This is a genomic window from Acinetobacter sp. PFS20 (assembly GCF_052261015.1).
Taxonomy (GTDB): domain Bacteria; phylum Pseudomonadota; class Gammaproteobacteria; order Pseudomonadales; family Moraxellaceae; genus Acinetobacter.
In genome coordinates this window covers 3378969-3403343 of record NZ_JBPVZE010000001.1, presented here as the reverse complement: position 1 = coordinate 3403343, position 24375 = coordinate 3378969, and the positions used below count along the sequence as shown (strand labels likewise).

The window sequence follows — 24375 nt, the reverse complement described above, 5'->3', positions numbered from 1 at the left end:
ATGTCATTTAAGCGCCATAATCTGTAAACTATGCGCTATTTTACGATTTTGCTTATCTTCTATTTATATAGCATTCGATAAGCTTTTTGGACTTTTGAGATATTTCCTCTTATGAAAGCGTCACTCCGTTTACGACTTGATCAACTCTGTGATCGACATGAAGAACTTACCGCGTTGCTTGCAGATGTGGAAGTCATCTCCGATAACAAACGTTTCCGTAAATTGTCTCGCGAACATAGTGATTTATCTGAAATTACCGAAGTTTGGGGCAAATACCGTCAAGCAGAAGAAGATATTGAAACTGCTGAAATGATGAAGTCTGATCCTGACTTTAAAGATATGGCAGAAGAAGAAATTCAAGCCAATAAAGATTTGCTTGTAGAGTTAGAAAGCCAGCTCAATATTTTAATGATTCCAAAAGATCCAAATGACTCTAATGCAGCTTATTTAGAAATTCGCGCTGGAACGGGTGGTGACGAGGCTGCAATTTTCTCTGGTGACTTATTTCGCATGTATAGTAAATATGCCGAGACACAAAATTGGCGTATAGAAGTACTTTCTGAAAATGAAGGTGAGCATGGTGGCTTTAAAGAGGTCATTTGCCGTGTAGATGGCGATGGCGTTTATGGTCGTCTAAAATTTGAAAGTGGTGCGCATCGTGTGCAACGTGTTCCAGCGACTGAGTCACAAGGTCGTGTTCATACTTCAGCATGTACAGTTGCGATCTTGCCTGAAATTGATGTCGATACCAACGTTGAAATTAATCCGGCAGATTTACGTATTGATACTTACCGTGCATCTGGTGCAGGTGGTCAGCACATTAACAAAACCGACTCGGCGGTACGTATTACCCACATTCCAACAGGTACAGTAGTTGAGTGCCAAGAAGAACGTTCACAGCATAAAAACAAAGCTAAAGCGATGGCCCTTTTGGTATCGCGTTTAGAAAATGCCAAACGTGCAGCGGCTGATGCTGCAACTTCTGAAATGCGTCGTGATTTAGTCGGTTCTGGTGACCGTTCTGAACGTATCCGTACGTATAACTATCCACAAGGTCGTATGACTGACCACCGTATTAACCTAACTTTATATAAGTTAGATGCGATTATGGAAGGTGATTTAACTGAATTGCTTGACAGCTTACATCGTGAATATCAGGCAGATCAGCTTGCGATGCTTGCACAGGAAAATGGCGGCTAATGAATATTGCTCAAGCGCTTGCAATTCGTGGTGAGCCTGACAGTTATGAACGACAAGAAAATGCTTGGTTACTTGAGCATTTTCTAAAAATCAATTCGCTTGAATTAAAGTTTAGACTTGAGCAAGAGTTAACCGCCCAACAAGAGCAAGACTATGTAGCTGGTCTTGAACGTATTCAAAAAGGTGAACCTTTAGCTTATGTGACGGGTTCACAGCCATTTTGGACGCTCGATTTAAAAGTAACATCTGATACTTTGGTGCCACGTCCGGATACTGAAATTTTAGTTGAAACCGTTTTAAATCTAAATTTGCCAAATACTGCAAATATTGTTGATTTGGGAACGGGGACAGGTGCAATTGCGCTTGCGTTAGCGAGTGAACGTCCAACTTGGACCGTCACAGCAACTGATATTTATGCGCCTACTTTAGAAGTCGCAAAAGAAAATGCACTAGCTCATAATTTGCAACGTGTAAAATTCGCTTGTGGCGCTTGGTTTGAAGCACTTGAGCCACAAAAATTTGATTTAATTGTTTCTAATCCGCCGTACATTGACCCTGAAGATGAACACATGCAAGCTTTGGCAACAGAACCACGCCGTGCATTGGTTGCAGATCATCAGGGACTGGCTGATATTGAAATTATTATCGCTGAAGGGAAAAACTGGTTAAAACCACAAGGCTGGATTGCACTAGAGCATGGTTATGATCAGGGGCAAGCTGTTCGAAATATATTTGCTGAGCATGGTTTTAGTGAAATTAAAACCATTCAAGACTATGGCCAAAATGATCGGGTTACGTTGGCTTCATTATCAATAAAATAAGAACGATTTAATCTATAGAGTTAAAGGTCGCTTCCCGATACGCACCTGGACTGACGCCAGTCCATTTTTTAAAGGCACGGTGAAAGGCGCTTGGATCTTGGAAACTTAAATCTTCACTAATATCTTGAATTGAATCATTCGTTTTACTTAAACGTTCAACGGCAATATCACATCGGATTTCATTTTTAATTTGTTGATAACTGCCCCCTTCATGTTTCAGTCGGCGCTGAATGGTGGCTTCTGAAATATTGAGTTGTTTTGCAACATCTTTGAGTTCGGGCCATTGCGCGGGATGGAGTTTCAATAGATGGCGACGAATAAGAACGCTCAAGGCATTTTCATTTTTAAAGCGAACTAAAAGATTTTGCGGTGTTTTTTCTAAAAAATCATAAAGCGCTTTTTTATCTTTTTTAATTTTAATATCTAAGTAATGAGCATCGAATTCAACTCGATTTATCTCGGCATTAAATTGAATATCTTCACCGAAACGTACGAGATAATCCTGAATATCGTTCGGTTTAAGACAACGTATTCTAATATTATTTAAACCAATTCGTTGGTCTACTAACCAGCACATAAGTCCGTGTACCAGCATTAAAAAGGTTGCATAGGTAAACATGCGTTTAGGTTGTTTTTGATCATGAATCACCAAATAAGCTTTTTCTTGCTCTCTAATGAGTTCTCCATGCATGTCATCAAGCACAAAGTTAAAAAACTTTAAAATATCGTGGAGTGCCTTTTCTAAAGTTTCGGCCGTACTGACAAGTTTAGTCAATAACTTATAGCTGCCACGACGCATAGGGTGGCTATCCATGCCAAAAAATTCATCATTCATGGCATTGGCAAGCTCTATCCACAATTGGGCATATGTTGTAACAGGCACACGAGCCTTGGGAGACATCAGTAATTCAGTGGGGATGCCTGCTTTATTGAGAATTATTTGTGTATTTAGGCCTTTGGCATAAGCCGCACTCAGTGCTTCATGTACTAGTGCAATCGAAATTGTGCCTTTACTTAAAGAAGATTGGACAACCATGTCAAAGACTCATATTTTCTTCATGTATTTCAAGTGAAATATTTCATATTTAAAATTTGGATTGATCAAAAGCTGCAAGCATTTTGAGGCTTTTTGAAATTGTATCGGAAAACAACAACTTTTACTCTCACTACTAAGTTTAAAGAGTATTTCTATAGGATCGTAAATAATGAAAATTCAAGGAAAACATTTCGTGATTACTGGTGGTGGCTCTGGCTTAGGTGCTGCTACAGCTGAATATCTAGTTCAACAAGGGGCCTCAGTCACGTTGGTTGACATGAATGTAGAAGCAGGCGAGCAGCAGGCGAAACAACTAGGGCCACAAGCGGACTTCGTAAAACTTGATGTAACAGATGAAGTTGCTGCTGAACAGTTCTTTAAAGATGTGTTGGCCAAACATGGTCATTTGCATGGTTTAGTGAACTGTGCTGGGATTGGACCTTCTGCTAAAGTGGTTGGCCGTGAGGGTGTTCATGATTTGGGGTTATTTGCAAAGACTTTAAATATTAATGTCACAGGTACATTTAATATGCTGCGTTTTGCAGCAGATGCAATGAGTAAAAACACGGTTGAAACAGGTGAAGAAGACCGTGGTGTAATTGTAAACACCGCTTCCGTTGCGGCATTTGACGGTCAAATTGGTCAGGCAGCTTATTCAGCCTCTAAAGGCGCTATTGTTGCCATGACATTGCCGATTGCTCGTGAGTTAGCGCGTCATGCCATTCGTATTATGACCATTGCACCGGGAATTATGGAAACTCCAATGCTTAAGGGTATGCCACAAAATGTACAAGATGCTTTGGGGCAAATGGTGCCATATCCATCGCGGTTAGGAAAGCCAGAAGAATTTGCTCGTTTGGTCGCACACATTGCTGAAAACTCTTACTTAAATGGTGAAGTTATTCGTTTGGATGGTGCAATTCGTATGGCAGCAAAATAATAAAAATAAGGATGTTGAAATGATTCTAAATGCTGAGCAAAGTATGGTTCAGGAAATGATGCGTAACTACTCGCAGAATCAGTTAAAACCAACAGCCGCACATCGCGATAAAACCCATGAGTTTCCTGCTCAGGAATTAAAAGATTTAGGTGCACTAGGTGCTATGGGGATGACCGTTCCAAATGAATGGGGCGGTGCGGGAATGGATTATGTATCTTTGGTGCTTGCAATCGAAGAAATTGCCGCAGGTGATGGTGCTATTTCGACTATCGTAAGTGTTCAAAATTCATTGATTTGCGGTATTACGCTCGCGTACGGTTCAGAGCAGCAAAAACAAACCTATTTGCCAAAATTTGCATCTGGTGAATGGCTAGGATGTTTTTGTTTAACTGAGCCTCATGTCGGTTCCGATGCGAGCTCAATTTTATGTAAAGCTGAGCGCGATGGTGACTGTTGGGTACTCAATGGCGTAAAGCAATTTATTACCAGCGGTAAAAATGCCCAAGTGGCTTTGGTATTTGCGGTCACAGATAAACAAGCTGGCAAAAAAGGCATTTCGTGTTTTCTTGTACCGACGAACACACAAGGTTATTTTGTGACTCGAATTGAAGACAAAATGGGCCAACATGCTTCAGACACAGCGACCATTACTTTTGAGGACTGTCGAATTCCGTTAGAAAATTTGGTAGGGCAACAAGGTGAAGGTTATAAAATTGCACTTTCTAATTTAGCAGCTGGGCGTATTGGTATTGCTGCTCAGTCTGTCGGTATGGCAAGAGCGGCTTTTAATGCTGCTGTCCAATACGCAAATGAACGTAAAGCATTTGGTGTAGAGTTAGTCCAACATCAGGCAGTGAGTTTCCGTTTAGCCGATATGGCAACCCCGATTGAAGCTGCACATCAGCTCGTTTTACATGCTGCAACTTTAAAAGATGCGGGATTGCCTTGTTTAAAAGAAGCTTCAATGGCAAAGCTATTTGCGTCTACTATGGCTGAACGAGTATGTTCGGATGCGATTCAGATTCATGGCGGTTATGGCTACGTAAGTGATTTCCCTGTTGAGAGAATTTATCGGGATGTTCGTGTAAGCCAGATTTATGAAGGCGCTTCTGACATTCAACGTTTAGTGATTGCTCGTGAAGTTGCTCAAGTTTAAATATGAGATTTAAAAAAATAGTGACTGAATGCAAAAGACCGCAATTGTTATGCGGTCTTTTGCAATTAAAACTGTTTAGTTTTAACTTATTTCAATGAAATTTAGAAAGTTAAAGCTAGCTTTTTGATGATTAAAGCTGAGCTTTGACTTCTTCACCAATTAAATAAAACGTTCCTCCTGCAATATAATGCAGACTTCGAAGTTCTTTAGGTGCATCTTGAAAATACCAGTGCCCATCTCTAAAAACGCGACTATCTGCCCAGGCACCTACAACAGAACCAATAAATAAATCATGTGCTGACTGATTATGGGGTTCTGGAATAAGTTTACATACGAGCCATGCAATACATCCTGATACAAGCGGACTGGTAAGACCTTCTTGGTAAAATAGTTCAGTACCACAATGTTCAAGCTTTTCAGCGTCATCCAACTTACTAATGGTTCCAAGTTGCTTGGTCATATCCAGCTGTGCATAGCAGGGAACTTGTAGTGTGAAATAGCCACTTTGCTCAACGAGCTGTCGGGTTTTAGTACTTTTATCAAGAACCACGGACACTTTGGCTGGTTTGAACTCTAAGGCACATGCCCAAGCGGCAGCCATCACATTGCGATCGTCACCATGTTGTGCAGAAACTAGGACAGTTGGGCCATGATTTAATAAACGATAAGCTTTTTCTAACTCTACAGGTGCAATATATGATTGCGTCATATTTAGCCTAAGTAATAAAGAAAATAGATATTTCTATTGTTGCAGAAAGCTTTATAGATGCAATGTTATTAAACAAGCTTTATAAGAATAAAAACTTGTTTCTATTTTATAGCTTTCATAATAACGAACTTAGTCATAAAATCATTTCGCTTCTAAGTGAAAGGATTAACGCGTGACCGAGCTTCAAGATATCGATTTTGTAGAGTTAAGTGATGAAGAAATGCATCTCTATAGCCGTCAGATTTTACTTGATGGATGGGATATTGAAGCTCAGGAAAAACTCAAACTTGCTAATGTGCTGATTGTAGGTGCGGGTGGAATAGGCTGTAGCAGTGCAGAGCTACTTGCGCGAGCAGGAGTTGGGAAAATTACACTGATTGATGCAGATACGATTGAGATAAGTAATTTACAGCGTCAAATTGCATTTGGTCATGAAGATATCGGACGTTATAAAGCAGAAATTTTGGCTAAACGTTTACAGAAAATTAACCCTTATATCTGTGTCGAATACTACAACGAACGTTTAGATGAACATAACATTGATAGACTCGTTGAACACCAAGATGTGGTTTTAGATGGATGTGATAATTTTACAACTCGCTATTTAGTAAATGCAGCTTGTAAGAAGCATCAGGTCGCTTTAATTAGTGCTTCAGCAATTGGTTTTCAGGCACAAATGTTTATGGTTGAAGGAGATTCAGCGTGTTATGAATGCCTTTTTCCGAAAGAACAACATAGTAATGAAGGACTGCGCTGTGCAGAGTCAGGGGTGCTTGCAACTACTCCTGTAATGATAGCGTCATTACAAGCACATCACACATTGCTGTATTTAGGTTTAAATCGTGTACCTTTAAAACAGAAACTATTATTGTGGGATGGTTTAAATATGACACAACGTATTGTTAGTTTTGATAAAGATGTAAATTGCCCACTTTGTCAGGCAAGCTAATCAGTAAATGAAACAAAATTTGCTACACTCAACCTGAATGATTTGGTTTTGAAGAAATATGAAAAAAAATATTTTGTTTGATGGGTTACGTTCCGTCGCCCGCATTGGTGAAACAGCAGTGGTTGCGGCCAAAGCTGGAATTAAATACGCAACTGAAAAACCAAGTAATGCCAAACTCATGCGAGAGACTTTTGAGTCGCTTGGTTCAACTTATATTAAGCTTGGTCAGTTTATTGCGAGTACTCCATCGCTTTTCCCACGAGAATATGTAGAAGAATTTCAAGGTTGTTTAGACCAGACCCCAACACTCCCATTTAGTTATATTCAAGGTGTGCTTGCATCTGAGTTTGAAGAGCGTGATTTAAGCCAGATTTTTAGCTATATCGATGAAAAGCCATTAGCTTCTGCTTCAATTGCTCAGGTTCATGCCGCTAAGCTGACCACAGGTGAAGATGTTGTTATTAAAGTACAAAAGCCTGGCGTTGAAACTATTTTATATACAGATTTAAGTGTGGTGCATTGGGCTGCCAAGCTACTTGAACGTGCAGTACCAAAAATCAAATTTGCTGCTCTTTCCGAAATTGTTGATGAAATTAAAAGCCGTATGGTGCGTGAAGTCGATTTCATTGAAGAAGCACAAAACTTAGATGATTTTGTGGAATATCTGAACATTTCACAAAATAAAGCTGCGACTGCACCTAAAGTTTATCATCAGTTTTCTACGCGCCGTGTCTTGACCATGCAACGCCTATACGGTGTGTCATTGACTGACTTTAGTGTTGTAAAACAATATGCTAAAGATCCATCGCAAGTACTGATTACTGCCATGAATACATGGTTTGGTAGTTTAATGCTATGCAAGAGCTTCCATGCAGATTTACATGCTGGAAACCTAATGTTGCTTGAAGATGGTCGAATTGGTTTTATCGATTTCGGTATTGTGGGGCAGTTAAAGCCAGAAGTTTGGACAGCATGTATGGCCTTTATGGATGCATTGCAAAAAACTGATTATCAGGCAATGGCTGAAAATATGCTGAAAATGGGTATGACTCATAACAAAGTTGATGTTGATGTATTGGCACAAGATTTAGAGCGCTTATTTAATGGCGTATTAATGTCTGACCCTCAACAAATTCTCGCTTCAAATCCAGCTGATTTAAACGATATCATGATGGATATGGTAGGGGTTGGTGAGCGCCACGGCATTAAATTCCCTCGAGATTTTGCCTTGTTATTTAAGCAAATGCTTTATTTCGATCGTTTTATGCGCGTACTCGCACCATATACTGATATTTATGCAGACCAACGTTTGAAAATGGTTCAAAATATGGAACCTGCTTCGTTGTTAAAGCACTAAGGTCAGTTTAAATTTATGGATGCCATTATTATTGAAGGCTTGAAGGTTGAGACAGTGATTGGCTGTTTCAACTGGGAAAGACAAATTATTCAACCTTTAATGTTGGATTTAACCATCCATAATGATTTGAGCCGAGCAGCAGAGTCTGACAAACTTGAGGACACACTCAACTATGCCCAGATTTGTGAGTTATCGGCTCAAACCATTCAACAAGCTAAACCTGAATTAATTGAACATGCAGCACATCTTGTTTTGAAATGTTTGTTTGAAACCTTTCCAACAATTGAAAAAATTACCATAACCATCCGTAAGCCCGCCATCATTGCAGAAGCTAATGCTGTAGGAATTCGTCTTGAACGCACCAGAAACAATTTTTGCGCTCGCCCTAGCGAGTAATTTAGACGCAGATCAGCACTTTACTTTTGCGTATACGCAATTAGCAACTTTGGGGAAAGTGCAGTTTTCATCTGTTTATCAAATTCCATGCCGAGATGGTATTGGAGATGATTATTGGAATTCAGCATGTCTATTAAAAAGCACTTTATCGTGTGACCAAATTGAATCTTTTCTAAAGAAACTTGAGTCAGATTCGGGGCGCGTTCGTCCGTCGCATCATATTTCTTTAGACGTAGATTTGATTGCATGGGGAAGTGATCTGGACCATATGCAATTTAATTCTAAAAAGCTACCTTTGGCACTCGATGTAAAAATTCCTTTATATGAACTTTGGCATTGTGAAACCTTAAAGGCTGATAGCATGCTTTATCCAGTTGTTAATTTTAAAGTTTAAAGGCTTTCAAACTAAATTTTACGCAAACTTTACGCGGTCTTTAATTTCCTCAATAGAGAATTTACGGGCATTTTATCCATACTGAAATTCACTAAATTAGTGTTATTTCAGGACAATAAAGATGCTTATAAATTCTCAAATGCGCATCTTGCATCAGTCTGGCATTGTTTTATGCGGACTTAAAACAAATGATATTTCTTCATCTCTCCTTATTTCCAGTTTGGCAAATCAAGCCAAGGGGTATAGAGGAGAATAGCCATGTTAGAACTTATACTTGTTTTATTTATTGCTATTTTTCTAGCATGGTGCCTCGGTAAATATTTATCCAAAGTGATGACAAATCAGCCGATGGTGGGCGATGGATTATTTCACTGGATTGAAGATCCTGTTTATCGCTTGTTAGGTATATCTCCACAACAACAAATGAACTGGAAACAATATTCTCTAGCATTTGTTGTTAGCTGTGTTTTTCTAGCTGTAGCCGTTTTTGCTATTTTTATGACACAAGCATGGCTACCATTAAATCCAAATCATGCACCAAATATGAGTTGGGATTTAGCATTACACACGGTTATTTCATTTTTAACTAATACCAATCAACAGCATTATTCTGGGCAAGCTCAATTATCTTATTTGTCGCAAATGACAGGTATTGTGGGCTTGCAAGTCATTACTCCAATGATGGGGCTGGCTTTGGTGGTCGCGACCTTAAGAGCTTTCTTTTATCAGCGCCCAAGCCATATTGCAGCCGATGTTGCCGAGCAGCCAGACCAAATTTTAATTGGGAACTATTGGGCAGATGTAATTCGCCCTACAGTCCGATTCTTGCTTCCTCTCTGTTTTGTCTGGTCTTTATTGCTCAACAGCCAAGGCGTACCAGCGACTTTCCAAGGTGGGCCAGAAGTACAGCTGATTGATAAAGCCAATACAGTTCAAACCCAAAAAATTCCTTTAGGGCCAGTTGCACCAATGGTAGCGATTAAGCAATTGGGTAGTAATGGTGGTGGTTGGTATGGTCCAAATAGTAGTGTGCCTTTAGAAAATCCGACACCACTTTCTAATTTATTAGAAATGATTGCCATCTTACTCATTCCGCTTACCGTGATTTTTATGGTTGGGCATTTTACCCAGCGTAAAAAGTTTGCTTACTTTGTGTTTGGCAGCATGCTTTTCATGTCGATTATTTCAGGTGCAGCGGCTGTCTGGTCTGAGAGTATGTCATCGACAGCATCTCAACTTGCCGTAATGGAAGGTAAAGAACAACGATTTGGACCAGCTGCATCAGCAGTTTGGGCAGCGCTTACTACACAGGTGAATAACGGTTCGGTCAATATGATGCATGATTCTTCTGCGCCGCTTACTGGTTTAGTCGAACTCATCAACATGTTGATTAATGCGATTTGGGGTGGTGTGGGCTGTGGTCTGCAACAGTTTATGATTTATCTGTTACTTGCAGTATTTATTGCAGGTTTAATGACAGGCCGTACTCCTGAATTGTTTGGACGTAAGATTGAAGCGGTAGAAATTAAATTGCTCGCGATTATTATCTTGATTCAACCTTTAGTCATTCTTGCATTTACCGCATTAAGTCTTAGCCTTCCAGACATATCTGGAATTAGTAATCCAGGACCACATGGTATTAGCCAAGTGTTCTACGAATATGTCTCTGCATTTGCCAACAATGGTTCAGGTTTTGAAGGTCTTGGAGACAACACTGTATGGTGGAATGTCACTTGTAGTATCGCTCTATTATTAGGACGTTTTCCGACATTAATTTTGCCATTAATGATTGCGACACATTTAGCAGCAAAAAGAAAAGCACCCGAAACAGCAGGTAGTCTTCAAGTTGAAACGCCAACCTTTGCTTTAACGCTGATTACGATTGTTGTGTTGCTTACCTTATTACAATTTATGCCAGTTCTTGTCCTTGGGCCTATTGCCGATCAACTTTTGTTGGTTAAAGGCTAAGGAGGCGAGTGAAAATGAATACACAAACTCATGTAAATAGCCATAAACAAACCATGGCAGTGCCAAATTTTGAAGTTTGGAAAAATGCATTTGTGAAACTGCTACCGCAGCATGCAATTAAAAATCCTGTAATGGCAATCGTATGGCTTGGAACAGTCGTTACCGCAATGAGTACAGTCTTAGGTTACACCACGCTGTTATTTGGTTTCGCGGTTACAGCAATTCTGTTTATTACCATTTTATTTGCTAACTATGCTGAAGCGGTTGCAGAGGCCAGAGGCCGTGGACAGGCATCTTCATTACGTGCAGCAAGAGAAAATTTAACGGCTCGAAGACTCAACTCTTTGACAGATCGTCAAGCGACTCAAGTTGCAGCTACTGAACTTCACTTAAATGATTTTATTGAAGTACATGCAGGTGAGCTTGTTCCAGCCGACGGTGAAATTGTAGAAGGGTTTGCCACCATTAATGAATCGGCTGTTACAGGTGAGTCAGCACCTGTGTTACGTGAAGCTGGAACAGACCGTTCAGGTGTTATTGGCGGAACCAAAGTACTTACAGATCGTATTGTTGTGCAAGTGACTGCTGAATCTGGTCAAAGTTTCTTAGACCGTATGATTGCTTTGGTGGAAGGCTCAAATCGCCAGAAAACTCCGAATGAGATCGCGCTTGGCTTCCTGTTAATGGTGATGACAATCACATTTTTAATTGTTGTGATTAGCTTGCCATTTATTGCCAAGTATTTGCATATTGAACTTGATCCAGTTGTGCTCGTGGCATTATTGGTCTGCTTAATTCCTACAACGATTGGTGGCTTGTTACCTGCGATTGGTATTGCGGGGATGAACCGTGCACTCAAAGCCAATGTTTTGGCAAAATCAGGTAAAGCGGTAGAAGTTGCGGGTGACATTGATGTGCTTTTACTCGATAAAACAGGAACCATTACTTATGGTGACCGTCAAGCGACTTCTTTTTATCCTTTAACTTCGGTAACTGAGTCTGAGTTGAGAACTGCTGCTTGGGTAAGTTCACTTGCTGACCCAACACCAGAAGGGAAGTCGATTGTTAAGTTAGCAAAAGAGCAAGGTTTAAAACAGCAAGAACCTGAGCAAGCCGAATTTATCTCTTTTAGTGCTTCGACTCGAATTTCTGGTGTGAATTTACCGAATGGTGACCAAATTCGTAAAGGTGCTTTAGATGCAATCTTAAAGTTTGTAGATGAAGATTATTCTCAAGATTTAGAGTTAAAAGCACGTGTTGAACAAGTTGCTAAAAAAGGTGCAACACCATTGGTTGTCGCAAATCAACATCATGTACTGGGTGTGATTGAACTTTCCGATGTGATTAAACACGGCATTAAAGAACGTTTTGCACGCTTAAGAGAAATGGGCATCAAAACCGTTATGGTTACAGGTGATAACCCATTAACTGCGGCCGCCATTGCTGCTGAAGCTGGTGTAGATGACTATATTGCCGAAGCAAAACCAGAAGACAAATTGGCTTGTATTCGCACAGAACAACAACAAGGCCGTTTAGTTGCGATGGTCGGTGACGGAACCAACGATGCACCAGCACTAGCACAAGCCGATATTGGCTTAGCCATGAACTCAGGTACACAAGCTGCAAAAGAAGCTGGCAATATGGTCGATTTAGACTCTGACCCAACCAAACTACTCGCTGTGGTTGAAATTGGGAAACAGCAGCTGATTACCCGTGGTGCTTTAACAACATTTTCGTTAGCAAACGACGTCTCTAAATACTTTGCCATCTTGCCTGCATTGTTCGCAGCTGCGATTCCACAAATGCAAGTATTGAATGTGATGCACTTAGCAAGTCCAAGCAGCGCGATTTTATCTGCACTAATTTTTAACGCGATTATTATTCCGCTATTAATTCCAATTGCACTTCGAGGCGTGAAATTTAAACCTTCAACTGCAACTCAGTTACTACGTCGAAATATGTTGATTTATGGGGTGGGTGGTGTGGTTCTACCATTCATTGCCATTAAGGCAATTGATGTAGTGATTGTTCAATTATTTGGTTTGTAATCTGGAGTTTGAAATGAAAACTTATGTACAAAATTCAGAAGCAAATTTGGGTCAGACCTTAAGAGCATCTTTGGGTTTATTAATTTTTGCTCTGGTGGGTTGCGGTGCAGTTTATAGTGCTATCGCTACAGGCGCGGGACAGGTTTTATTTAATAATCAGGCCAATGGTAGTTTGATTGAAATAGACCATAAAACTTTAGGGTCAAAGTTAGTTGCTCAGCCATTTGTTGGAGAGGCTTATTTTCACCCACGTCCTTCAGCAGTCGCTTATGACCCGATGGCTATGGCAGGTACAAACTTAGCGCGTACTAATCCTGAGCTACAGCAACAAATTGATGCTCAGATTCTTGCGGTGAAAAAACAAGATCACACAGGTAATACACCAATTCCAAGTGATTTGGTGACTAAATCTGGTAGTGGTATCGATCCGCATATTAGTCCTGAATCTGCTCAGTTACAGGTTGCTCGAGTGGCTCAAGCTCGTCATTTAGACCCTAAGGTTGTGGAAGAGCTTTTGCAAAAGTATATTGAACCTATGCAGTTTGGGGTTTTGGGGCAAGCTCGTGTTAATGTATTACAGCTCAATATTGCTTTAGATCAATTACAATCTACACATTAACTTAAAAATAAAGTTGTTAGTTTACCGGATGATATCAAGTGCAAAGCAATCGCGAAAATCAGGCTGAGGCCTTATTAAATCATGTCAACAGATATCAAGCCGGGCGACTAACGGTCTTTCTCGGTGCGGCACCTGGTGTGGGAAAAACCTATGCCATGCTCGCCCGCGCCAAAGAGTTATTTCAACAAGGTACAGACGTTGTTGTTGGCATTGTTGAAACCCATGGCAGAACAGAAACTCTAAAAATTTTGGAAGGGTTGCCTCAGATTGCTAGAAAGGAAATGCAATATCAGGGGCATACTTTAGAAGAAATGGACCTCGATGCTATTTTGCTTCGGCATCCAGAAATTGTGTTGGTTGATGAGTTGGCTCATCGTAACGTCCCAAATAGTCGTCATGAGCGACGGTGGCAAGATGTCAATGAATTGCTAGACGCAGGTATAGATGTATTTACGACTATTAATATTCAGCATTTAGAAAGTTTAAATGATGTGGTGTACCAGATTACGGGCGTTCGAGTAAATGAAACGGTACCAGATCGGGTATTTGATCGTATTCGAGACATTCGCTTAATTGATTTACCCGTCAGTGAACTCATTGAAAGGCTCCATCAAGGAAAAGTCTATGTGCCAGAGCAAGCAAATCTGGCATTACAAGGCTTTTTTAGCATTTCAAATTTAACAGCATTACGTGAACTCGCAATGCAATGCGTTGCTGAGCATGTCGATTCAGACTTAAAAGAGAGTTATGCCTCAAAGGGTTTGAAATCTATATCTTTACAAAATGAATTGATGATTGCGATAGATGGGCAAGGCTCTTCTGAATATTTAGTGCGAGCAGGCTGTCGTTTAGCAGAACGTAATGGTGCTACATGGACTGTAGTGAATGTTGCTAAAAGTCTGGACTTTGGACAGAGTTCAGTTAGTTCTTATAAAAAAGAATACATTGAGATTGACCGCGCCTTTGAGTTGGCTCGACAACTCGGTGGTCGAACCGAGGTTTTATATGGGCATCGAGTTGCGTCAGTGTTAATGGATGCCGCCGTTGACCGAGGAATTTCGAATCTAGTCATTGGTAAAAGTATTTCACCATGGTGGTTAAAGTTATTTAAGAAAAATTTAGCTCAGCAATTATTAAATCAAGAAAACTCGATTGCTTTAACCATTTTGCACCCAGAACAGGGTACTAAAAAGATTAATCAGCTCGAAAAACCTTCATTTTTATCATTAAAAGAAAGTATTTTTGTTTTAGCTGTGACGTGCGGTAGCATTTTTCTAGCTCACTTCGCCGAAGTTCTATTTGGTATTGAAGACTTCTCTGTCATTTTTATTATTTCTGTTTTAATTGTTGCAACTAAGACTCGAATGTTAGCTGCCGTAGTGGCAGCCTTAATATGTTTCTTGGCCTATAATTTTTTCTTTATTGCACCACGTTATACCTTTCAGATTTCAGCACACCAAGGGGTAGTCACCGTTGTGGCTTTTTTTGCAGCAGCTTTAATTGCCGGGCGTTTGGCTTCTCAGTTACGCCAGCAAGTTTTATCCTTAAAAGCTGCGAATGCCTACACTACGGTAATGCAAGACTTGGCACGTAAGCTTTCTAGTGCAGTAAACCTTGAAGAAGTCATGCAAACAGGACGTATGACTTTAGAAACCCAACTTCAAACTAAAGTGTGGATTTCTATTCGAGATAAGGTAATTTCATCTGATATTGAGCTAAATGATAAAGAAAAAGTAGCCGCAGAATGGTGTTTGAAACACAAGCAGCCATGTGGGCGTTTTACCGATACTCTGAGTCAGTCAAACTGGTGGTTTTTACCTCTTTTAGAACAAAAAAATAGCCTAGGTATTGTGGGAATTTATTTTAAGGATGATGTGGCTTCTCTAAATTTTGAGCAAAAGAAACTGACGGAAAGTGTAATTGAGTATATTGCACAGGCAGCACTTCGAACCCAATTGGTCAATGAGCTAGAACAAGCAAAAGTCACCAGTGAAACAGAGCGATTACGTTCTGCTTTATTATCTTCGGTATCGCATGATTTACGTTCACCGCTTGCTTCTATTATTGGCGCAGCAGACACACTTGCCCATTTTAAAGCTGATATGTCAGAACAAGACCAACAGGATTTACTCGAAACCATTCATTTAGAGGGCGAACGCTTAGACCGTTATATTCAAAACCTACTTGATATGACACGTTTAGGGCATGAAGGTCTATCTTTAAAAAGAGACTGGATTGGTGTGGATGAATTAATTGGTTCTGCAACTCGCCGTTTAAAGCGCTATAAACCAGATACTCAAGTGTCGGTTGAATTACCTGAACAAGCGATTAGTTTATATGTACACCCAGCACTGGTAGAGCAAGCAATTTTTAATGTTTTAGAAAATGCCGCAAACTTTTCACCTCCAGATGAACCAGTCATGATTCGTGCTCATCTTTCATCAGAGAATGAAGTAAAAATAGAAATTGAAGATAGAGGTGTAGGAATTCCTGAAGACGAAAGAAACCGCATTTTTGATATGTTTTACACCATGGAGCGCGGAGACCGTGGAAAGTTTGGTACAGGTTTAGGCTTAACAATCGTAAAAGCGATTATTGGTGCTCATATGGGTACAATAGAAGCATTTTCAGGGCGCCAAAATAAAGGTACTTTAATTCAAATCAGATTACCCATTCATCCAGTAAAAGAATAAGTTGTAAAGTCATGATAACTTCAGAAACATCACCTGTAGAAACACGTATTGTGATTATTGATGATGAGCCTCAAATCCGTAAATTTTTAGACATCGCCTTAAGAACACAAAAATACAAAACCACGCTCTGCGAAACGGGTTACAAAGGCTTAGAAACTTTGGCGACCCAAGGTGCCGACTTAGTTATTCTTGACCTAGGCTTACCCGATTTAGATGGTAAAGAAGTCCTTCAAGAATTACGTAGTTGGTCGAATGTTCCCGTTATTGTGTTATCTGTACGCGCTGATGAATACGAAAAAGTTGCTTTGCTAGATGCTGGTGCAAATGACTACATGACCAAGCCTTTTAGTGTGCAAGAGCTTTTGGCGCGCATTCGCGTCATCTTAAGAAATCAACCAATCCAACAAGAAGCACATGTGTATGACGATGGCTATCTTAAAGTCGATGTCACACAACGTTTAGTGTGGGTCGAGCAACAGCCAATTACTTTAACTCGAAAAGAATTTCAACTTTTGACGTTATTAATGCGCTACCAAGGTCAGCTTTTAACACAGCCACAACTTTTAAAAGAACTTTGGGGGCCAACCCATCAGGAAGATACTCACTATTTACGTATTTTAGTGGGGAAGTTACGTAGTAAGTTGGGGGATAACGCGATTCAACCACGCTATATTGCTACTGAACCTGGTGTTGGATTACGTTTTTTAGCTCAACAGAAAAATCATTAATGAGATATAAAAAAACCTTAGGGTATTTCTCCCTAAGGGATTGCAAAGTGGTTTTTATCTTTTAGCTTTTTTTATTTAAATATCCCAATGTTGTTCTGCTTCAGTCATTTGGCTGTAAATATTTTGATATTCAGCCAACTTAACTGTGTACCAATGCTCTACAAAGTCGGCCCCTAAATATCCTTTTAAAATAAGACTTCCTTTAAATATTTTTAACGCTTCTGGTTGGTTGTTGGTTAATAAAATGTGCTCGTCTGGAAATTTTAAAAGATGTGCAGGTTTTGGTAGCGGTAACTTATGAGATAAGCCATAAGACACGCCAGCTAAAATAGTCGCTGCAACCAGATAGGGGTTACAGTCAGCTCCAGCAACCCGATACTCTAAACGTTGATTTTTTAAATCTGAGCATGGAATGCGAATTGCGACATTACGATTATTGGTATCCCAGTTGGCTTCTAATGGCACATGATGACCAATTTTAAAACGTCTATAAGAATTAATATTAGGCGCTAAAATCGCCATAGATGCAGGCATTAACTCAATGAGTCCGCTAAGTGAGTTTAGTAATTTGACGGAAAGCTCATCTTTTTCTTCTTCTGAGCTAAATATATTTTCATGGTATTGATTAAGCATGCTCATATGAAAATGCATGCCACTACCAGCTTTTGCTAAGTTGGGCTTTGCCATGAAACAAGCAGTTAAGTCATGCTTTCTTGCGACTTGCTTTACAATTCTTTTTAAAGCATTAATTTGATCGCAGAGCTTTAAAATATCATGGCTATGTTGGAGGTTTAACTCGTATTGTCCAGGTGATGACTCCGCAACAATAGCGGTAATTTCAATAGATTGAAGTAGGGCTGCTTTCTCAACTTCATCTAGGACTTGCTGATAGTTATTTGGCGCATCTATATCGAAACATTGGTTTTCTATGCAGGTTTCAGACTGATGCTGAGGTGAGAAAAGATAAAACTCTAGTTCGGCAGCCATGACAGGAAAATAATTGGTAGCATGTAATTGATTTAATAGTTTTTTTAATATGTTGCGTGGTTCATAGTGACAATCTGAACCATCTTCTTCTTGCATGGATAGGTAAAGCTGAGCATTCAATTCAGGAGATAATGCACTTGGTTGTAAGCTGCCTAAAATGGGTAGGCAAAGCCTGTCTGGTTCACCAATATATTTTCCTAAGCCTGTCTCTTCAATCACTTTTCCATCTAGGCTCATAGCGTACACAGAAAGTGGAAAATAACATCCGTTGGAGAGATTCTTTAAACTTTTAACATCAATCCGTTTGCCACGAATATGTCCGTTCAAGTCGTGCAGACAAATATCAATGTGCTGGGTATGAGGATATAAGTTTAAATATTCATCAATCTCTTTTAAAAAAAGCTCGGAGTTGAAAATGTGAGTTTGTGTTGGAGGAATAAAATCATCTGATATTTTAAATGCCTTAAAGTAAGGATTTTGTAAGTTTAAACTTGGGTAAATATGCGTACTCATTATAAAAAACCTTGGTGGTTATTTAACTAAAATCCTACCGTAGCGTTTGAATTTAATCGCGTAAAAAAAGAGTAAAATGATTAAACCGTAATTCATGAATGGTTTTGGTTTTTTGTTTTAATAATCAAAATCTTGCAATTAATTTTTAAGGTAATTATTTTAAGTAAAATTAGTGTATAAAGGTCGTTTAAGAGCGAGTAAATTTCTGCGAATTTGCTTTTTTTAATTAAACAATATTAAGAATTATGACCTTTCAATTTGGTGAGATAGTCAAACTGATTTAAACTTAAGACTTATCCAGTGAATCACTTATTTTTGAAGTCTTGAATAGAGCAGGACCTTTTAGGGTGTTTACTGGAATTTTATTTTTGCGTTTTTTTAATTTATTTTTGAGTTCTCTTAATATGAAAAATATCGGTTTAGCCATTCTAGCAATCAGCCTTTCAGGTTGTGCTGCAATGAGCGTAGAAGAATGTAAGACTGCGAATTGGTCATTAGTGGGTGAGAAAGATGGTTCAAAAGGTTCGTCACCACGTTTAGATCAATATTACAAAGCATGTGGAAAAGCCAATATTGTTCCAGATCAAAAGTCATATGAACGCGGGTATAAAGAAGGGCTAGGGTATTATTGCCAGCCAACAAATATTTTTTATAGCGCTTTAGAGGGTAGTGGTAATATCAATGTGTGCCCAGTTGAGCAGCGTAATCGTTTAAGACCGTATTATCAGGCAGCTTCCGACTACTATAATGCAAAAAATGAATATGACCGTTATGACGAAAAGTTTAAGCAATATTCTGACAGTGCTTATAACGAAAAATTAAAGCCCGAAGAGCGTGAACGTTATCGTAAGCTTTTAAGAGAATTACAAAATGATCGTGACCGTATTAATCGAAACTATTGGAACTCAATTCGAGATATTGAACGTTTCAAATATGATCACGGCTTAAAATAATATTTAAAAAGGATTGATCCGAATTAGATCAATCCTTTGTTTTTTAAAGATAATAACTAGTTTTTGTCATTAGCTTTGAAATAGCAGTCATCGTAATTTTTACTGCATATGGTAATTCAACACCACCTGCCTCAAGCGCTGTATGGCGATGATGTAACTCATCTTCATTCATTTGCTCTAAAATTTTACGAGAACGATCATCTTGAGCAGGTAACTGGTTTAAATGATCTTGTAAATGAAGGCTGACTTGACGTTCAGTTTCGGCCACAAAACCTAAGCTATATTTGTCACCAGCAATACCCGCAAGTGCGCCCATGCCATACGAAAGCCCATACCAAATTGGGTTTAATAAACTAGTATGACTATTTAGCTCTTTTAAACGAACTTCACACCACGCTAAATGATCTTGTTCTTCAATTGCTGCTTGTTGCATTTCTTTGCGTACATTTGGCAATTTCGCCGTTAATGCTTGTCCGTGATAAAGGGCTTGTGCACACACTTCACCACTATGGTTAACACGCATTAAACCTGCGACATGGCGAGCATCTTCTACTCCTAGTTTTGCTTCAACCGATTCGGCCGGATTTTGGCGCTGTGCTGCGGTTGCACCCGGAACAAGACTACGTAATGCCTGATCAAAGGAGTTAATAAGTTGATCAATTCCAGTATAGTGGCGCATAAATTAGTCCTCCAAAGAAAGATGTGCTGTGGCAAGCATTGGTTTTAGACGTGCTAGAAGCCAAATACTAAAGATTGCACTAAGTACAGCTGTAATAATAAATAGTATTTTAATATCAATTTTTAAAACACTTAAGATTAAGATTGAAAAAATTGCAGATGAAACCATAAAAACGGCATTTAAAATGTTGTTTGCTGCTACAACACGAGCGCGATGTGAACGTGGTGAATAAGCCTGCATCATGGCATATAAAGGAACAATATAAAAACCACCGCTAATTCCCAGTAAAGTCACCGCTAACATGACGTGATAGTAAACCCAACCTTGGGTAAAAATATCTTTTAATGTGAGTAATGCGCCAGTTCGTTCAGGTACAAAAGCTAAACTGGCGGCAAGGTAAAGCGCAAAAACAGTAAGACCAATTGCACCGATCGGTACCATTTTAATATTAATTTCCGAACCGCCAATCTTTCGGCAAAGCAGTGAACCAATACCAATTCCTACTGAGAAGAAAGTCAGTAAGAGGCTAACGACATTTTCTGATGCATGCAGATTTTGTTGGGTCAGCTGTGGAATTTGCGTTAAATAAGTCGCTCCATAAAACCAGTACCATGAGTTGCCTAGCAAAATAGTAAATACTAACGGTAAGCTTTTGGCATATTTGATCGTTTGGAAACTGGTACGAATGAAATTCCAATCAATATCTAAGTCAGGCGCGGCAACTTTCTGTGGCAAGATGAAGCGACTACATAAATAGCCAATGCAAGCAATAATTACAACAGTAAGACTAATCCACAATAAGTTCCCATGTGATGATGCAATTACAGCACCACCTAAAATCATCCCGAATAAAATTGCCATTGATGTGCCCGACTGAAACAGAGCATTACCAGACATTAATTCTTGTGGTTTTAAAATTTCAGGCAAAATTGCGTATTTAATGGGACCGAAGAATGTCGAATGTGTACCCATTAAAAATAAAGCGAAAAGAAGTAGCCATAAGTGACCCAACATGAAACCAGCAGTACCGATGAGCATAATGATGATTTCTAAAATTTTAATGCCACGGACGAGTTGAGAACGCTCATATTTATCTGCAATTTGCCCAGCAGTTGCCGAAAAAAAGAAATACGGCAAAATAAATAAGAGGGCTGCCAAATTATTAAGTGTGCTTACAGGAGCAGATTGTTGCTGAATCCATCCATAAGTAATCACCAATAATAAAGCTTGCTTAAAAACGTTATCATTTAATGCGCCAAAAAACTGGGTAAAAAACATCGGTACAAACCGACGTGAGGTCATCAGGTGCTCATCTTGTTTCATCATGTGCAAACTTCATTGTGTTTTATAAAAAAATGTGACCGAGTGTTAATTTGCATCGAAAACCATGTATGATATTTTTAACGCTTGATTAAATGAAAAATCAATGGTTTTGAGTGAGTTTTACACTTACCTTGGTGCGTTTTATTAAAAAATAAGTCTAGAGTTTTCTATGCCTTCTAAAATTAAGTTTAAACAGTCAACTCTCTCTCATTCTATGCATTTAATTTTAAAAATGCAGGGGATTCCTAAACTTATTTGTAGCAGCTTGTTGTTAAGTGTTTGTGTAACGCCAAGTTTTGCTCAAACCGCAGTTGAGAGTAACACTTCAACTTTAAATCAAACGGTGCCTGATGCGTCGACTGAACAATTAGTTCCAATGAATCAGCAAACAACTGCTCCTATAACAGATATTGCTACACTTGTGACTCAAGCGCAGCAACAACAAGATAGCTTGGCTATATTGCAACAACAAGAACAATTTCCAAATCAAATTGACGAATTTAAGCCAATTACGCTTGATAATCTTGATGATTTACCGGAAATGCCTGTTGATCAAAACATGGCAAACGAGATTTATAAAGTCGCTGAAGAAGCTAAAAGTGAGGCGCAAAACTTCCAAAATGGTACTCAGAAGCTACCCGAAGTTACAGTCAGTGATGCAACTCAGTCTGAGTTAAATCAGATTAATCAAGCGCCTGTAAATATTGATCAGCTTATGCAAGAGATTAAATCTGATAGTCAGATTGTAGTCGAAGCAAATGAAACGGGAAAAACTTTACCTGAGTTAACTCCGGAGGCTGAGCAGCCACCTGAGCAAGCTGGTTTCTTTAAACGTATTTTAAATAAAGTCCGCCCACCACGTGCAATTCCGATGGAACAAGTGCCGCGTATTAGTGCAGATGTGGACGGTGCTTCAGATGCACTGGCTAAAAATATTAAAGGGAAATTATCAACCTTCACCCAAGAATCATTCGAAGATTTTAATGCGGCTTTACCTCAGCTCAGAACATTAAGTAATCAGGCTGCTCAAGCAGTGGGTTATTATAATGCTGAGTTTAAATTTGAAAAATTAAGTCCGAGCCGGGTTCGCGTTAAGGTTACCCCCAATGAACCAGTACGAATTAATGAGCAAAATATCGAATTTACTGGTGCTGGTGAAAAACGCCCTCAGTTTCAGGTTATTCGCTTAATTCCTGATCAGGATGTTGGGGATATCTTTAACCATGGTTTATATGAAACCACTAAAACCAGAATTGTTAACGCAGCCACTGATAACGGTTATTTTGATGCTTATTGGCGACTGCACGATGTGAAAGTGAGTCAGCCAGAAAACAAGGCTGATATCAATTTGCGCTACGAAACAGGTGAGCGCTATAAATTAGATAAGGTTGAGTTTCGCATGAGCGATCCATCGAAACCCTTACCTTTGAACCAAAATATTTTAGAAAGTATGGCCCCTTGGAAAGAGGGTGATGACTATGCATTTTGGCGTGTAAATACTTTAGCAAATAACCTAACCAACTCTCGTTATTTTAACTACACCTTAGTTGATAGCATCAAACCCGATCCAATTGAAAAGCCACTTGAACTACCACCAGATTTGCAAGCTTTAGTCGATGAGCAAAATATCGATGTGGATGAATCTAATTTACTTTCACCTGAAGAAAGACAACTTGCTAAAGCACGTCAATTAGCCACATCTAATAAAGAAGTTACACAAAATGTAGTAGATGAAAAACAGTTTGCTGGAACACAAAAAGTAAAAGAGGGAGAACCTCAAACAGCAATGTTGCAAAGTGCTCCAAGTCAGCAGGATGACAAAGAAGCTGAACAAGATCGTTTACAAGCTCAAGCCCGTGAAACGAAAAGAATTCCAGTCATTGTGACTTTAAATGCAGATAAGCTAAATAGTTTAGAAACGGGTATTGGTTATGGGACCGATACCGGTGCACGTTTACGTAGTCAGTATCGCCGCTCTATTGTCAATAAATACGGTCATTCTTTTGATGCCAACTTAGAAGTCTCACAAATTCGTCAATCTATTGATGGCCGATATAGTATTCCCTATAAGCATCCGTTAAATGACTATTTTAACATCGTGGGTGGATATGAGCGTGAAACTCGTGATGATATTGGTCCAGATGTAAGTCTGTTAACCGAATCTGCTGTTGTAGGTGGTGAACGGGTAATCAAACGTCCACTAGGGAACTGGCAACATACTATTGGTGTGCGCTATCGCTTAGATCGTTTAACTCAACAAGGGGATGTTGATATTTCTGAGTTACCGGATGCGTTTAAAACAGCTGCATCTGAGCAAGAAGCATTATTATTTAGTTATGAAACCTCTAAAACTTCGAGTAACACACGGTTAAACCCAACGAAAGCTTTTAAACAAACCTATAAACTAGAATTAGGTAGCGAGAGCTTACTGTCTGATGCCAATATGGCTATTGCAAGTGCAGGTTGGAGATTTATTTATTCTCTTGGTGAAAATGATGATCATCAATTCGTTGGAAGATCTGACCTTAGCTACATTTTTACCGACGATTTTGACAAAGTTCCGTACAATCTTCGATTCTTTACTGGTGGTGACCAGACAATTCGTGGTTTTGACTATAAGAGTCTTTCCCCAGAAGTAGATGGATATAAAATTGGGGGACAAGCTTTGGCTGTAGGTTCTTTAGAATATAACTATCAGTTTAAGGATGGTTGGCGTGCTGCTGTTTTCTCAGACTTTGGTAATGCCTATGATAAAGACTTTAATAATCCAGCAGCTTATAGCGTTGGAGTTGGAATTCGCTGGAAGTCTCCAATCGGACCAATCCGTTTAGATGTCGCATCGGGTATTTCAGATGAAAACCATCCGATTCGTTTACATTTCTTTATAGGCCCACAACTTTAAAAAT

Annotated in this window: 20 protein-coding genes; 15 read left to right on the top strand and 5 right to left on the bottom strand. The window is 39.3% G+C overall.

Annotation, left to right across the window (positions count from 1 at the left end):
* The first annotated feature begins 111 nt into the window (after nt 1-111).
* Together prfA and prmC are read left to right on the top strand one after the other, a co-directional pair.
* Nucleotides 112-1200: a peptide chain release factor 1 gene (gene prfA / locus ACS125_RS16100; protein ID WP_005306718.1), complete on the top strand. Its 1089-nt coding sequence runs from the start codon at nt 112-114 to the stop codon at nt 1198-1200.
* Entirely contained in the window at nt 1200-2021 is an 822-nt protein-coding gene (gene prmC, locus ACS125_RS16095; protein ID WP_004791491.1) for a peptide chain release factor N(5)-glutamine methyltransferase, read from the top strand. The genes prfA and prmC overlap by 1 nt, the downstream gene beginning before the upstream one ends.
* Before the next feature lie 7 nt (nt 2022-2028).
* Here the strand turns inward: prmC and ACS125_RS16090 are convergent, their stop codons facing one another.
* Nucleotides 2029-3057: an AraC family transcriptional regulator gene (locus ACS125_RS16090; RefSeq protein WP_296522458.1), complete on the bottom strand. Its 1029-nt coding sequence runs from the start codon at nt 3055-3057 to the stop codon at nt 2029-2031.
* Nucleotides 3058-3226: 169 nt separating this feature from the next.
* Between ACS125_RS16090 and ACS125_RS16085 the strand changes: the two genes are divergently transcribed.
* Together ACS125_RS16085 and ACS125_RS16080 are read left to right on the top strand one after the other, a co-directional pair.
* Nucleotides 3227-3997, top strand: a complete 771-nt coding sequence (locus ACS125_RS16085; protein ID WP_296522456.1) for a 3-hydroxyacyl-CoA dehydrogenase — start codon at nt 3227-3229, stop codon at nt 3995-3997.
* 19 nt (nt 3998-4016) lie between these two features.
* Nucleotides 4017-5153, top strand: a complete 1137-nt coding sequence (locus ACS125_RS16080) for an acyl-CoA dehydrogenase family protein (protein WP_296522455.1) — start codon at nt 4017-4019, stop codon at nt 5151-5153.
* A 130-nt stretch (nt 5154-5283) separates the two neighbouring features.
* Here the strand turns inward: ACS125_RS16080 and ACS125_RS16075 are convergent, their stop codons facing one another.
* Nucleotides 5284-5862, bottom strand: a complete 579-nt coding sequence (locus ACS125_RS16075; RefSeq protein ID WP_016140581.1) for a flavin reductase family protein — start codon at nt 5860-5862, stop codon at nt 5284-5286.
* A gap of 172 nt (nt 5863-6034) precedes the next feature.
* Here ACS125_RS16075 and ACS125_RS16070 point away from each other — a divergent pair, with 172 nt between their 5' ends.
* The 9 genes from ACS125_RS16070 to ACS125_RS16030 all read left to right on the top strand — a co-directional run bounded on the left by ACS125_RS16070 (nt 6035) and on the right by ACS125_RS16030 (nt 17014).
* Complete coding sequence (locus ACS125_RS16070) at nt 6035-6811, top strand: HesA/MoeB/ThiF family protein (RefSeq protein WP_002119624.1); 777 nt, start codon at nt 6035-6037, stop codon at nt 6809-6811.
* A gap of 58 nt (nt 6812-6869) precedes the next feature.
* Entirely contained in the window at nt 6870-8168 is a 1299-nt protein-coding gene (locus ACS125_RS16065) for an ABC1 kinase family protein (RefSeq protein WP_443273304.1), read from the top strand.
* A 15-nt stretch (nt 8169-8183) separates the two neighbouring features.
* Nucleotides 8184-8564 carry a dihydroneopterin aldolase gene (gene folB, locus ACS125_RS16060; protein ID WP_004791498.1) on the top strand — a complete coding sequence of 127 codons (381 nt, stop codon included), beginning with the start codon at nt 8184-8186 and terminating at the stop codon, nt 8562-8564.
* Nucleotides 8521-8958: a 2-amino-4-hydroxy-6-hydroxymethyldihydropteridine diphosphokinase gene (locus tag ACS125_RS16055; protein WP_443273301.1), complete on the top strand. Its 438-nt coding sequence runs from the start codon at nt 8521-8523 to the stop codon at nt 8956-8958. The genes folB and ACS125_RS16055 overlap by 44 nt, the downstream gene beginning before the upstream one ends.
* A 258-nt stretch (nt 8959-9216) precedes the next feature.
* Entirely contained in the window at nt 9217-10926 is a 1710-nt protein-coding gene (kdpA, locus tag ACS125_RS16050; protein WP_443273299.1) for a potassium-transporting ATPase subunit KdpA, read from the top strand.
* Nucleotides 10927-10934: 8 nt separating this feature from the next.
* The gene (kdpB, locus tag ACS125_RS16045; protein ID WP_443273297.1) at nt 10935-12974 is read left to right on the top strand and encodes a potassium-transporting ATPase subunit KdpB; all 2040 of its coding nucleotides are present in this window, start codon (nt 10935-10937) and stop codon (nt 12972-12974) included.
* Between the two features lie 13 nt (nt 12975-12987).
* Complete coding sequence (kdpC, locus tag ACS125_RS16040) at nt 12988-13593, top strand: potassium-transporting ATPase subunit KdpC (RefSeq protein ID WP_296522440.1); 606 nt, start codon at nt 12988-12990, stop codon at nt 13591-13593.
* Nucleotides 13594-13631: 38 nt separating this feature from the next.
* On the top strand, nt 13632-16286 hold the full coding sequence (locus tag ACS125_RS16035; RefSeq protein ID WP_443273295.1) for an ATP-binding protein: 2655 nt from the start codon (nt 13632-13634) through the stop codon (nt 16284-16286).
* Nucleotides 16287-16297: 11 nt separating this feature from the next.
* Entirely contained in the window at nt 16298-17014 is a 717-nt protein-coding gene (locus tag ACS125_RS16030; protein ID WP_004791511.1) for a response regulator, read from the top strand.
* Nucleotides 17015-17089: 75 nt separating this feature from the next.
* On the opposite strand, the gene ACS125_RS16025 is transcribed toward ACS125_RS16030, so the two are convergent.
* Entirely contained in the window at nt 17090-18514 is a 1425-nt protein-coding gene (locus ACS125_RS16025) for a glutamine synthetase family protein (RefSeq protein ID WP_443273292.1), read from the bottom strand.
* Between the two features lie 404 nt (nt 18515-18918).
* On the opposite strand from ACS125_RS16025, the gene ACS125_RS16020 reads away from it, so the two are divergent.
* On the top strand, nt 18919-19467 hold the full coding sequence (locus ACS125_RS16020; protein WP_004791516.1) for a DUF2799 domain-containing protein: 549 nt from the start codon (nt 18919-18921) through the stop codon (nt 19465-19467).
* Between the two features lie 43 nt (nt 19468-19510).
* Here the strand turns inward: ACS125_RS16020 and coq7 are convergent, their stop codons facing one another.
* Together coq7 and ACS125_RS16010 are read right to left on the bottom strand one after the other, a co-directional pair.
* Nucleotides 19511-20146 carry a 2-polyprenyl-3-methyl-6-methoxy-1,4-benzoquinone monooxygenase gene (gene coq7 / locus ACS125_RS16015; RefSeq protein WP_004791519.1) on the bottom strand — a complete coding sequence of 212 codons (636 nt, stop codon included), beginning with the start codon at nt 20144-20146 and terminating at the stop codon, nt 19511-19513.
* 3 nt (nt 20147-20149) lie between these two features.
* A complete protein-coding gene (locus ACS125_RS16010) occupies nt 20150-21472 on the bottom strand; it encodes an MFS transporter (RefSeq protein WP_443273289.1) in 1323 nt (440 codons plus the stop codon).
* Between the two features lie 166 nt (nt 21473-21638).
* Between ACS125_RS16010 and ACS125_RS16005 the strand changes: the two genes are divergently transcribed.
* Entirely contained in the window at nt 21639-24371 is a 2733-nt protein-coding gene (locus ACS125_RS16005) for an autotransporter assembly complex protein TamA (protein WP_443273287.1), read from the top strand.
* Nucleotides 24372-24375: the final 4 nt, after the last annotated feature.

Excerpts from the sequence above, each read along its gene's own strand:
- prfA (WP_005306718.1), top strand. The coding sequence starts at position 112 with ATGAAAGCGTCACTCCGTTTACGACTTGATCAACTCTGTGATCGACAT.
- prmC (WP_004791491.1), top strand. The coding sequence starts at position 1,200 with ATGAATATTGCTCAAGCGCTTGCAATTCGTGGTGAGCCTGACAGTTAT.
- ACS125_RS16090 (WP_296522458.1), bottom strand. The coding sequence starts at position 3,057 with ATGGTTGTCCAATCTTCTTTAAGTAAAGGCACAATTTCGATTGCACTA.
- ACS125_RS16085 (WP_296522456.1), top strand. The coding sequence starts at position 3,227 with ATGAAAATTCAAGGAAAACATTTCGTGATTACTGGTGGTGGCTCTGGC.
- ACS125_RS16080 (WP_296522455.1), top strand. The coding sequence starts at position 4,017 with ATGATTCTAAATGCTGAGCAAAGTATGGTTCAGGAAATGATGCGTAAC.
- ACS125_RS16075 (WP_016140581.1), bottom strand. The coding sequence starts at position 5,862 with ATGACGCAATCATATATTGCACCTGTAGAGTTAGAAAAAGCTTATCGT.
- ACS125_RS16065 (WP_443273304.1), top strand. The coding sequence starts at position 6,870 with ATGAAAAAAAATATTTTGTTTGATGGGTTACGTTCCGTCGCCCGCATT.
- folB (WP_004791498.1), top strand. The coding sequence starts at position 8,184 with ATGGATGCCATTATTATTGAAGGCTTGAAGGTTGAGACAGTGATTGGC.
- kdpA (WP_443273299.1), top strand. The coding sequence starts at position 9,217 with ATGTTAGAACTTATACTTGTTTTATTTATTGCTATTTTTCTAGCATGG.
- kdpC (WP_296522440.1), top strand. The coding sequence starts at position 12,988 with ATGAAAACTTATGTACAAAATTCAGAAGCAAATTTGGGTCAGACCTTA.
- ACS125_RS16030 (WP_004791511.1), top strand. The coding sequence starts at position 16,298 with ATGATAACTTCAGAAACATCACCTGTAGAAACACGTATTGTGATTATT.
- ACS125_RS16025 (WP_443273292.1), bottom strand. The coding sequence starts at position 18,514 with ATGAGTACGCATATTTACCCAAGTTTAAACTTACAAAATCCTTACTTT.
- ACS125_RS16020 (WP_004791516.1), top strand. The coding sequence starts at position 18,919 with ATGAAAAATATCGGTTTAGCCATTCTAGCAATCAGCCTTTCAGGTTGT.
- coq7 (WP_004791519.1), bottom strand. The coding sequence starts at position 20,146 with ATGCGCCACTATACTGGAATTGATCAACTTATTAACTCCTTTGATCAG.
- ACS125_RS16010 (WP_443273289.1), bottom strand. The coding sequence starts at position 21,472 with ATGATGAAACAAGATGAGCACCTGATGACCTCACGTCGGTTTGTACCG.
- ACS125_RS16005 (WP_443273287.1), top strand. The coding sequence starts at position 21,639 with ATGCCTTCTAAAATTAAGTTTAAACAGTCAACTCTCTCTCATTCTATG.